The organism is Leuconostoc sp. S50 (assembly GCF_016624925.1).
Taxonomy (GTDB): Bacteria; Bacillota; Bacilli; order Lactobacillales; family Lactobacillaceae; genus Leuconostoc; species Leuconostoc pseudomesenteroides.
The window spans coordinates 477317-489341 of sequence record NZ_JACVUE010000001.1 but is presented as its reverse complement, the minus strand read 5'-3'; the positions used below and the strand labels follow the sequence as shown (position 1 = coordinate 489341).

At 40.8% G+C, this 12025-nt stretch carries 11 protein-coding genes; 1 reads left to right on the top strand and 10 read right to left on the bottom strand.

Annotated elements, in window-relative coordinates; all coding sequences use genetic code 11:
* Positions 1-9: 9 nt before the first annotated feature.
* Positions 10-2193, bottom strand: coding sequence for a Tex family protein (locus IAE53_RS02315; protein WP_148422919.1), 2184 nt, complete (start codon positions 2191-2193; stop codon positions 10-12).
* Between the two features lie 161 nt (positions 2194-2354).
* Here IAE53_RS02315 and IAE53_RS02310 point away from each other — a divergent pair, with 161 nt between their 5' ends.
* Positions 2355-2930: a phosphoribosyltransferase family protein gene (locus IAE53_RS02310; RefSeq protein WP_200135890.1), complete on the top strand. Its 576-nt coding sequence runs from the start codon at positions 2355-2357 to the stop codon at positions 2928-2930.
* 2 nt (positions 2931-2932) lie between these two features.
* Here IAE53_RS02310 and IAE53_RS02305 read toward each other — a convergent pair whose 3' ends face one another.
* The 9 genes from IAE53_RS02305 to aroF form a co-directional block, all read right to left on the bottom strand.
* Entirely contained in the window at positions 2933-4108 is a 1176-nt protein-coding gene (locus IAE53_RS02305; RefSeq protein WP_148422921.1) for an iron-containing alcohol dehydrogenase, read from the bottom strand.
* Positions 4109-4261: 153 nt separating this feature from the next.
* Positions 4262-5149, bottom strand: a complete 888-nt coding sequence (aroD, locus tag IAE53_RS02300; RefSeq protein ID WP_148422922.1) for a type I 3-dehydroquinate dehydratase — start codon at positions 5147-5149, stop codon at positions 4262-4264.
* 40 nt (positions 5150-5189) lie between these two features.
* Complete coding sequence (locus IAE53_RS02295; protein WP_148422923.1) at positions 5190-5744, bottom strand: hypothetical protein; 555 nt, start codon at positions 5742-5744, stop codon at positions 5190-5192.
* A 4-nt stretch (positions 5745-5748) separates the two neighbouring features.
* The gene (locus IAE53_RS02290) at positions 5749-6549 is read right to left on the bottom strand and encodes a shikimate kinase (protein WP_148422924.1); all 801 of its coding nucleotides are present in this window, start codon (positions 6547-6549) and stop codon (positions 5749-5751) included.
* A 13-nt stretch (positions 6550-6562) separates the two neighbouring features.
* Positions 6563-7414, bottom strand: a complete 852-nt coding sequence (locus IAE53_RS02285; RefSeq protein WP_148422925.1) for a prephenate dehydrogenase/arogenate dehydrogenase family protein — start codon at positions 7412-7414, stop codon at positions 6563-6565.
* A complete protein-coding gene (gene aroA / locus IAE53_RS02280) occupies positions 7411-8715 on the bottom strand; it encodes a 3-phosphoshikimate 1-carboxyvinyltransferase (RefSeq protein ID WP_148422926.1) in 1305 nt (434 codons plus the stop codon). The genes IAE53_RS02285 and aroA overlap by 4 nt, the downstream gene beginning before the upstream one ends.
* A 45-nt stretch (positions 8716-8760) precedes the next feature.
* Entirely contained in the window at positions 8761-9939 is a 1179-nt protein-coding gene (aroC, locus tag IAE53_RS02275) for a chorismate synthase (RefSeq protein ID WP_148422927.1), read from the bottom strand.
* A gap of 1 nt (position 9940) precedes the next feature.
* Complete coding sequence (aroB, locus tag IAE53_RS02270) at positions 9941-11005, bottom strand: 3-dehydroquinate synthase (protein ID WP_200135889.1); 1065 nt, start codon at positions 11003-11005, stop codon at positions 9941-9943.
* Complete coding sequence (gene aroF, locus IAE53_RS02265; protein WP_200135888.1) at positions 11002-11994, bottom strand: 3-deoxy-7-phosphoheptulonate synthase; 993 nt, start codon at positions 11992-11994, stop codon at positions 11002-11004. The genes aroB and aroF overlap by 4 nt, the downstream gene beginning before the upstream one ends.
* Positions 11995-12025: the final 31 nt, after the last annotated feature.

The window sequence follows — 12025 nt, the reverse complement described above, 5'->3', positions numbered from 1 at the left end:
GCGATTTTTTTATTTGGGTGCTAACATCGTCAGTGCTATCCTTTGACGTTTTTCATCAACAGATAGTACCCAAACATCAACTATATCACCAACTGAAACAACTTCTGCCGGATGTTTAATACGTCTCTTGCTCAAATGAGAAATATGAACCAAACCGTCCTGTTTTACTCCTAGATCCACAAATGCACCAAAATCAACCACATTGCGCACTGTCCCTTGTAGTTTCATGCCAGATTTTAAGTCTGCTATATGTAATACATCGGACTTTAATAACGCACTAACCATTTCAGATCGGCCATCACGACCTGACTTTTGCAAACTGATAATAATGTCATGTAGTGTTTGAACACCAACACCTAATTTAGCAGCAGTGTCTGAGTTATCCAAAAGACTTAAAGTTTTATTGGCTGTTGAAGATGATAATTCATGAATTGACAACCGCCCCATATCAATGATTTGAGTCGCAATGTGATAACTTTCAGGATGTATATCTGTATTATCCAATATGTTTTTGCCATCAACAATTCGCAAAAATCCTGCCGCCTGCTCATAAGCCTTAGGTCCCAAACGCGGCACGTCCTTTAACTGTGTACGCAACGTAAATGGTCGACCGTTTTGACGATAAGCCACGATATTTTCTGCTAATTTTTGATTAAGCCCAGCTATATGCGTCAATAATTTTGCTGAAGCTGTATTTAAGTTAACACCCACTTGATTAACCGCTGTTTCAACAACAGCGTCAACTTGCTCATCAAGTGCTTTCGCATTCAAATCATGTTGATATTGACCAACACCGACGGATTTCGGATCAATTTTGATTAGTTCTGCCAGGGGATCTTGAACTCTTCGAGCGATTGAAATCGCGCTTCGTTCTTCAACATGTAGATCTGGAAATTCTGCTCTGGCGGCCTCAGAAGCCGAATAAACAGATGCTCCAGCTTCATTAACAATTGTGTACTGAACACCCCTTATCAGGTTTTCAGCAACAAATTCTTCCGATTCACGAGATGCTGTGCCGTTGCCAATGGCTACCAATTCAACATTGAAATCTTTTAACAATTTTTTAAATGTTGTCGCGGCTTGATCTCGTTCGTGTTTACTTGCAGGTAAGTGAGGAAAAATCACTTGCTTAACCAAAAAATTGCCATTACCATCTATAATGGCTAATTTTGATCCAGTTCGAAAGCCCGGATCAAATCCCATCACAATTTTATTTTTCAACGGTGCTTGCATCAATAAATGATACAAATTATTACCAAAAACTTGAATGGCTTGTTGCTGCGCAATTTGTGTTAATTCTTGTCGAATTTCCCGTTCAATGGCTGGCTGAATAAAGCGCTTGTAGGCATCCTCAATAGCAAAATTGATTAGCTCAACATTTTCCTTGTCAATCTGTTGATGACCAATAATTTTAATTTTCATAAAATGCAATAATCGAGCGGCTGGGAAATCAATTTTAATAGATAATACGCCAACCTTTTCGCCACGATCAATTGCCAAAATTCTAAATTTATTTTCTTTCAACGATTGAATTGATTCATCAAAATCATAGTATTGTTCGTAAATTTTTGTATCATCTTTTGCCTCACCACCTCTTTTCAAAGTTGACAAGACATGCCCATCACGCATCATTCTAGTCCGAAGCCATTGACGATAACTCTGATCTTCACCAAACTGTTCCGCCAAAATTTCATGTATACCAGCAATTGCATCCGCGTCACGCTTTATAGTTTCATTAAAGTATGCGTGTAAGCGTTCATTCACAGACGTACCTAAATGGTTCAATAACCAGTCAGCCAGCGGCTGTAACCCATTTTCACGAGCAACCATTGCTTTTGTGCGTCGCTTTTGCTTATACGGTAAATAAATATCATCAACTTCACGTATATTTTCTGCAGCAATGATACTTTTAGACAGTACTGGCGTGAGCTTATCTTGCTCATCTATCGCACGTAAGACTGTATTTTTTCGTTCGGACAGTTCTTGAATTTTTTTGCTTGTAACCTGTATTTGACGAAGTTGCACTTCATCTAAGTTACCAGTCATTTCCTTACGGTATCTTGCAATAAATGGTACGGTTGCCGCATCATTCAACAAGGTCAACGTTGCGCTAATTTGCCTAGGTTTAATGTTTGGTAATGCGTTATTAATTTGTCGAACTAATTCTTTCTCTGTTAATTCATATCTTGTCATGCACTTGTGGATAGATCTCTTGGATCTAATCTGTTCTCCTCAAAAAATTGTCTAAAATTGTTATTATTGCCCAATGGTTCGTAAAATGATAAAATTTGAATATTAAAAATATAAAATTTTTTTCGTAAAAACGAACATTAATAGGATTGGACCGATATATTATGTCTGAAAGCTATCAAATCAGCATCTCTAAGCTAAAACGTGACCTCCCAATTGTTCCTATCAAATCAGACCTAGCAATTGCGTCTTTTGTGCTGCTAGGTGACGCTGAATTAGCACACGTAGCTGCCGTTGAATTGTCTAAAGCAATTGATTTTGAATTTGACTATATTGTGACCCCTGAAACTAAAGGTATCCCACTTGCTCAAGAAATGTCTAGGCAAACAGGAAATAGCCACTACATTGTCATACGCAAAAATCTGAAGTCATATATGACTTCACCACTCGTCGTTAAATCGTCAGCAATCACCACAGCCACACCCCAGACACTAGTTTTGGATGGTAAAGATGCTAAAATAATACACAACAAAAAAGTGTTGGTGGTTGACGATGTGATTTCAACTGGCGGTTCTTTAAAAGCTGTTGAAAAGATATTATTTCAAGCAGGTGCTCACATTGTTGGCAAATTTGCGATTCTAGCTGAAGGTCAAGCTGAGCAGCGTGATGACATTACTTTTTTAGCAACGCTGCCGCTATTCAAATTAGATGGTGATGGTCATTGGTCAGTTTCTAATTAGAGTTAAAAGCCATCATTATTCATTGAAGCTTCAAATAAAGCAACAACATCTTCACTATTAAGGCTAACATAACCATTCGTTGTTAGGTTACCAACGGCAACAGCACTATCTGCCATTGCTTTGAAATTTGTCGTGTCGGTAATGCCAACACCAGGTAATGTCGTTGGCACTTCTAGTGATTTAATCCAATCAAATGTGGCCTGGATTGCCTCGCCTGCAACTGATTCATCATCTCCCGACAATCCCCAAACATGGCGCCCAAATGCTGCAAAACGAGGAAGCGTCTTCGCAGAAAGCGCTTTTTTCATCCAGCGCGGTGTTAATATGCCTAATCCGACACCGTGTGTAATGTCATAGTACGCTGACAATTCATGCTCAATTGGGTGTACTGTCCAGCCATTAACATTACCAAGTCCAACTGTGCCATTCAATGCCATGGTTGACGCCCACATCAAGTTAGCGCGTGCCTCATAATTTTCAGGTTCTGTCAGCGCAACAGGTGCCCATTTGATAACAGCACGGTAAATACCTTCAATCATGCCACGTGAAATGTCACTATCTTCCGACTGATCAAAGTATTGTTCTGATAAATGACTAAAAATATCAATCGCTCCAGCGGCAGTCTGCCATTTTGAAACTGAAAATGTCAAACTTGGATCTAAAAATGATACATCGGGCTGGCGTAATGTTCGCGTACCCAATTTTTGCTTTGTTTCAGGGTTACTAATCACAGCATTTTTATTCATTTCTGTTCCGGTAGCAGAAAGCGTTAAAATATCAATTATCGGCATTTGCGCTGTCGCTTTTTTGGAATCTAGCACCAAATCCCATGCATCCCCATCATAACTTTTGGCGATAGAAATAACTTTGGCTGCATCAATCACTGACCCACCACCAACTGCGATAATCACATCAATATCATTTTCTTGGACCAGTTGTTGACCCTCACGTACTGAGTCAATTTTAGGATTAGGTGCAATGCCTGAAAGTTCGAAAATCTCGTAATCTTTCAGCGCACGCTTAACACGGTCATACAGACCATTCTTTTTAATTGAGCCGCCACCATAAGCCAGTAGTACTTTTTTACCAAAAGGTGCGACTACACCTGCTAACTCAGTGTCCAGTCTATTTTCTCCAAAACGGATATCTGTCACATTTTTAAAAGTAAAATTATTCATGATTTTCAAATCCTTTACTATTTTGTACATCAATTATACCACGCGATTCACGTGCCAATAATGCTATCAATTGACACAAAAAAACGCCGCTTCCGGAGAAGCGGCGGGTAGGTAGATAGATACTACCCAGTTGGTCAAGACAATTATAGCAAATTACTGCCAAGCTTGCAACAATTTGCTTATCGATATCTGTCCTGGTGCACTAATTGGCGTCCCGTCTAACGTAGCAAACGTTAATTCAGAGCCAAATTGATAACCAATAATCCGAGTTTTTTCACCTAATTGGCCCATACTCATTGTAATCAATGGCTTATCTTGTGATTCTGAGAAAGCCCGCGTTGCCAACAGTAGGCGATCAACGTCGTTGGCATTTTGTGGCATCACTGCTAATTTGATAATATCAATGTCAGGCTTAGCCATATCTAACAGCTGCGCGTGCAAATCATCAGGAGTTTGATTCATGTCATGATACGACAAAATCACGGGTACCTGCTGTTGTCGTGCAGTCGTAATCACCTTCGCGCGCAGTTCTTCAGGCATTGTATATTCAATATCCACGGCAGCAAAAGGGTAACCAGATTGTAAAGCAAAAGTTAAAAATGTGGCTACTTCAACTGGTGACATTTCACCTTTTCCACCTTGAGACTGAGTGCGATAAGTTAACAATACTGGAAACTCACCAACACTGTTAAATACGGCAGCAGTCAGTTCCTTGATTACTTGCTGATTCATCATCGGCCAATTTGCCAAAAATTCTTGTTTAGCGTTGTCAATTTCTGCCAGCATTTTAGCTTCAGTCATTGTCGAGACATTTTTTTGATTCAGTTCCGCCTGCGCACCAGCTTTTACCTGCTGCCACATCACTGCTTGACTGAAATCATCAGCAATATAATCAGCTCGCCATTCAACAATATCTGGGTTCTGTGCCTGCAATTTTTGGGCAAAAGGTGTTAGTTTGCCAGTTGGTCCCAACATCAATGGGACTGCAATGAGTGGTTTGTCAGTAGTTGCTGGAATATGTAGTAGTTGTCTTAGTGTCATGCCTTCAATCCTTTTTTGAGTCATTATTCAAAATGACTTACTAATTAATATGATACACCACCCAAATCATCGGTGGTTTTAAAGTTTGTCGCACGACGTAACGTGAATCACGACTCTCAGGTAATTTATTAAACTGATCGGCAGAAATAATAGTCAAACGGTCTTGGTCATGGATAAAATCAGTCATCGCCACCATTTTACTAGGAGAAAAGATAACTGATGGTCCCCAAGCATCATCTAACCTAACATTAGTTAAATAGCGCTTCATCAAACCTTCCGTTGCTGCGTGTGTTAAGGCGATATTTCGCTGATACGCCAAATTTTCCACAACAATTAATGGCATCAATGGTAATGAAAATGTGGCTTTTATTGTTATATTTTCCCATGATAGATAATTGAAATCAACCCAGTTTAGATTTTGCTCCTGATTGGACCTAAAAGCCACTGGCATGATGAGTTCGTCCCCACTAAAATCGGATAAATGTGTCAATATTTCTTCAAAAGTATCATGCAAAACTAGAGTTTGATTCGTCATATAATGTGTTGCAGCAACTTGTGAATCTGTGCCAATTGGTCCCAAAGTATGTAGTTTCATATTTTTACCTATCTAATTGACGATTTTCTTTGTCAATAGCCGCCTGCATGAGAATCGCCATCACAGCGTCAATCATATCATCCGTAATGTCCTCTGATAATGCGAAATCTGCTTTTAAATCATTTCGCAAGCGAACCATTCGATTTGTTTGAATAGTTGCTAATCCAAATTTTTCTTTATATCGTGCTACTGACGAGACTACCTCTAATCTCTGGGCAATGATTTTAAAAATTTGACGATCAAAGGCATCAATTTGTGAGCGAAGTTCCAGCAGAGCTAACTCATCCTCATTTGCACTAAATAATGCAATGATTTCAGCTGCAATTCGTGCTGGTGTTTTTCCAACCGTTTCTACCGTCATGTTGGCAACACTTTGATATTTTGGATCACGTTCTTTCCAGAGTGCAAAGAATTCTGCGGTGGACTTTTCTTGCAGTAATGGCCTCTGTCCTTCAATGATGAGCCGACCAATTGTACTCTCTAAGTTACCATGTAAATAAATAATCGTTGCGGGTGAATTTTTTAAAACAGCTATATTTTCAGGTCGTTCAACGATACCGCCACCCGTTGCCACCACGCCATTAAAAGTCTGAACTGACGCCAAAACCTGCGTCTCAAGCGCTCGAAAGCCAATCTCGCCACGTTCTATAAAGATTTCAGGAATTGTCTGTCCTGCAACACGTTCGATTTCTGAATCAATATCGATAAATCGTGAGTGATGTTGACGCGCGATTTCCTTGCCAACAGTCGTTTTACCGGCACCCATAAATCCCACTAACATCAGTGTATCTGGTTCTTTAATCATGATTTTTCCCTAATTATCTGTCTAATAATGTTTCTCGTGACGCTTTTGCTTCAGTAATCATTGCCATCAGTTTAGAACGATCATTAGCAATAATGGCCGTATTAAACTTTTCTAATTCAACTATTAGTTGTTTTTGACTAGCTAAAACAGCAGCACTATTACTTAATAAAGCATCTGTCCATAATTCTGGATCGCTGGCAGCAATCCGTGTTGTATCCTTGAAGCCCCCCGCCACATATTGTCCGAACATGTTTGCTGCGCCCAAACGGTTAGTGGCGGCGTTAACTAATGAAAAAGCAACAATATGTGGCACATCACTGATCATAGCCATTAAATCATCGTGTTCATCAACTGACATCGTTTTAAAATTTGCGCCTAGTGGCTTGAATAAATCAATTAAGGGCTCACTTGTGCTAATGGTACTTGCCATCAAAAAGTAAGTAACATGATGATATAGCTTTATATCTGCCGCGTACACACCACTTTTATGCGTGCCAGCCATGGCATGACCCCCAATAAAAGTGATATTTTGTGGCGTTAATAATTTTTCTGCTAACGCCATAATCTCACGTTTTGTTGACCCCGTATCAGTAATAATCACGCGCTTTTTCAACGTCAAATGACTCAACTGAACGATTAGTTGGCTAATAATATTCACTGGTGTTGCTAGAATAATAACGTCCATTTGCGATGCTATTTGTTCGATATTTGACGCTTTTTTAGTTATAATCCCTGTTTTTAAAGCGAAGTCTACTGCTTTAGTATCTGAATCAACACCAGTTACTTCGTGATTAGCATTTTGAGATAATACAGCCGCTATTGAGGCGCCCATCTCACCTAAACCGATTATTGCTATTTTTGTCATTTTTTCTCTCTCATTAAGGCGTTCATATCTTCCAAAAAACCTGGATATGACACGCTCATCGCATCCTCACCCATCAATACAACGTCACCTTTAGTAATTAAGGCAGCAATGACATTCATCATACCAATGCGGTGATCGCCGTGAGAGTCAAGCAATGCCGACTCATTAAGCGCGTGTAATGGTGTTTTACCATGTATAATCATGCCATCTGGCGTTTCTTCAATATCTGCACCGATTTTGCTTAGCTCCGCTACCACTGTGGCAATTCGATCCGTTTCTTTGACACGAAGTTCTTCAGCCCCAGTAATAACGGTGTCACCAATCGCTTGCGTAGCAGCCAATGCTAAAATTGGCAATTCATCCACAGCGCCGGGAACATCTTCAGCTGTGATTTCAATCCCATGGAGTGTTTGTGCTTTAACCATGATATCAGCCATTGGTTCGCCTTGATTTTGTATCTGATTCACGTTGATGCTCGCACCCATGCGTTTTAGCAGTTTCAATACACCATCTCTCGTTGGATTAACACCAACATTTTTAAGGATTATGTCTGAATTAGGCGTAATTAGACCCGCCACCATGAAAAACGCCGCACTTGAAATATCGCTCGGCACGATGACGTTTTGCCCGAATAACTCTGGTTGTTTTGTCACTTCAATAACACCATTTTTACTGTTAATTACACCACCAAATTGTTTTAACATTCGCTCTGTGTGGTCACGAGTTGGCAACTTTTCAATCACTCTAGTCACACCGTCAGCCTGCATACCCGCAAGTAATATAGCACTTTTTACTTGCGCAGAAGCAATCGGCATGTCGTAGGTTATCCCTTTTAATGTCTTGTTCGAATGAAGTGTAGCTGGCAAAGTGCCATTCTCAGCTAACTCGATGTTGGCATTCATTTGTAGTAGAGGGGTTGCGACGCGCTTCATAGGTCGCTGACTAAGAGAATCATCCCCAAATAATTTGATATCAAAAGGCTGGCGACTGAGTAGTCCCATTAACAATCGTGTTGATGTCCCCGAGTTTCCCATATCAAGTGCTTGTTTTGGTGCCTTAAATTGCTTACTCCCGCGTCCAACAACATGCAATTGTCGGCCATTTTGTGTAATCGAAACACCCAAATGTTGAAAAGCTCTCATTGTATGCATCACGTCATCAGACGGCAAGAAATTTTCAATACTTGTTTCACCAGTTGCGATTGCGCCAAACATCAACGCGCGATGAGAGATAGATTTATCGCCAGGCACGATAATTTCACCATGAAGGCCAGATTTAGGGGCTTGTGTCAATTTAATCATTGTTATGTCTCCAATTTTTATGTACGCGGTGAAAACCGCTTATTTTTAAAATGATCTGATTTCGTCGCGATAGCGCTCAACTTGTTCTTTCATTCGATCAATATTATCTGCATCAAACTTTTCTAACACCGCTTTGGCCAATTCAATAGCAACCATCGCCTCAGCAATAACTGCTGCAGCTGTCACGGCCGTCGTATCTGAACGTTCAATTGACGCCTTGTGGTCTTGATGTGTATCAATGTCAACTGATTGCATAGGACGATAAAGTGTTGGAATTGGTTTCACCACACCTCGCACAATAATCGCCTCACCAGTCGTCATGCCGCCTTCAAAACCACCCAGATTATCAGAACCACGATAGAAGCCACGCTTTTCATCCCAAAAAATTTCATCCATAACTTGGTCGCCAAATTTTTCAGCATTATCAAAACCACCACCAAATTGAACACCCTTAAAGGCATTGATACCCACAATTGCGCGCGCAATTTTAGCATCTAATTTAGTGTCAGCCGATACATATGATCCTAAGCCGACTGGCATGCCAGTGGCAATTACCTGAACTTGACCACCCACCGTGTTAGCGTTACGTTTTGTTTGGTCGATTACTTCGCGAATCGCCGCGTCAGCTTCAGCAGATAACGCTCGTGTTGGAAAACTCTCTGTTACTACGCGTAATTCGTTTAAATCATGGTACTTTGTTAAGTCATTCAAATCCGATTTAGCGGGTCCAACATTAACCACAAAGCCATGAACATCGACACCAATTTCTGATAGTAACTTTTTGGCGACTGCACCTACTGCGACTCGCATTGTTGTTTCTCTGGCAGATGATCGTTCTAATACATTACGCAAATCATCATGATGCCGATACTTCATGCCACCGACTAAATCAGCATGACCAGGACGTGGACGTAAAACTTTTCGCAGTGTATTTTCTGATGTTGCTGGATCATCTGGCGCCATAATTTTGGACCAATTATTATGGTCGTCGTTATGAACGTTTAATGTGATTGGCGAACCTAAGGTCAGTTGATGGCGAACACCGGTGAGAAAAGTAACGGTGTCTGTTTCAATTTTTTGTCGTTCACCACGACCATATCCCTGTTGGCGGCGCGCCAGTTGCTCATCAATATCAGCTTGTGTAATATGTAATCCAGCCGGAATACCTTCAATGACGGCAATTTCTTCCGGTCCATGGCTTTCGCCAGCAGTTGTATAACGCATATTAATTCTCCATAAATGCCGGCATATCGGCTATATTTTTCTTAACAATAATTGGTTCACCAATCTTAGCAAGTGCAACTAAATTTAACATACCGCCATGATTTTTTTTATCGTTCACTAAATGTTTGAAAAAATTAGGTGTGCCAATCAACGGTGAGGTTGTTGGTAATCCTACTGCTATCAAACGCTCACGCAATGAATCAGTCAGTCCAACGCGGGTTATTCCGTCGCGCTCAAATCGTTGACTAATGGCAATCATACCAATGGCTACTGCTTCACCATGACGGAGTTGACCATGTGCCAGTAACTCAATCGCATGCCCTAACGTATGACCAAAATTCAAAAACTGACGTTGCCCAGATTCTTTTTCATCAGCCATTACCACTGATGCTTTGTAAGTAATTGCTCTCTCAGACAAAGTCTGTGCTTGATCACGTATGTCTGAAACACTCTTGAGTGTACCGGTCAATTGATAAAAATCACCACCAGACAGCGCTGATGTTTTGACCACTTCCCCATATCCTTCGACTAAATCACGATCAGACAACGTGTCCAAATAAGTCGCATCAACTAATACAAGATCTGGCTGGTAAAATGATCCCACAATATTTTTTGTGTCACCTAAATTAACAGCTGTTTTGCCACCAACAGACGAATCAACTTGCGCGGTGAGCGATGTGGCAATTTGTACAAAGGCAATGCCTCGCATATATAAGGAAGCGACCACACCACCCAAATCACCAATGACACCACCGCCCAGAGCAATGACACCATCGCCACGTGTGAAGCCTGCCACAGCCATTTTTGAAATCAATTCACCAACAACAGGCAATGATTTTGATGATTCTCCAGCTGGAACAGTCAGCGAAAATACTTCATAACCTGCAGAACGTAATTGCGTTTCAGTGTCTGATAAGTAAAGCGGTCCAACATTACTATCTGTCAGCAATGCTATTTTACGTTTGCTCCAAACTTGACTCAGTTCTTCACCAATGTGCTTGTGTAGTTGTTTATCAATCTTAACTTTGTAAGTTTTTGTTGCTAATTCAACAATTACTTGACTCATTTAATTGCCTCCCGAATTTGACGTATCCTGTCTGCTAACAGCTTAAATTCATCTGGCGTCAAAGCTTGCGCACCGTCAACAAAGGCATGTGCAGGATCATCATGAATTTCTGTCATAAGGCCTTGAGCACCGGCAGCCACAGCAGCTAATGCTAGGGGTGCCACAAATTTAGAGACACCAGCCGCATGAGAAGCATCAGCTACAATCGGATAGTGCGTCAACGATTGCAAAACAGGAATTGCAGAGACGTCTAAGGTATTGCGTGTGTATTTATTATCATAAGTACGGATACCGCGCTCCATCAAGATAATTTGATCATTGCCACCTGCAGCAATGTATTCTGCAGCGTTTAACAAATCGTCAATCGTAGCTGACATACCACGTTTTAAGACAACTGGTTTCTGCTTCTTTCCTAATGCTTTTAACAATGCAAAGTTTTGCATATTGCGTGTACCAACTTGGAAAATATCAGTATATGAATCTACCAAATCAACATCTCGGGTATCCAAAATCTCGGTCACCATATCCATCTCGAGGGCATCAGCGGCAGCGCGATGGGCTTTCAACCCTGCTTCACCATTACCTTGGAAAGAATATGGCGAGGTTCTAGGCTTAAATGCGCCACCGCGTAGCACGGTAGCCCCAGCTGCTTTAACTGCTTTTCCCATCGCCTCAACGTGAGCTGGAGACTCAATTGAATCAGGTCCTGCCATGAATGTGAAATGTTGTCCACCAATGACACTGTGAGGTGTTTTAATGATTGTATCTTCGGGATGAAAGTCACGTGACGACTTAATTGCTGAATGATGGTTGGTAATAATCTCCACAATTTCTGATTTTACCTCCTTTAACTCAGTTTCAGGTAAAGTCTTGACACCTGCTAAAGCAACACGGTTATCATGAACAAACACTGGTTTAATTGGATTTTGATGATCTAACACCTGAGCAATATGTTGAGCAGCTACTGTTGATTTTGCAATAATTATCATGTTTTATTCTCCACTTTTTATAATAATGTTT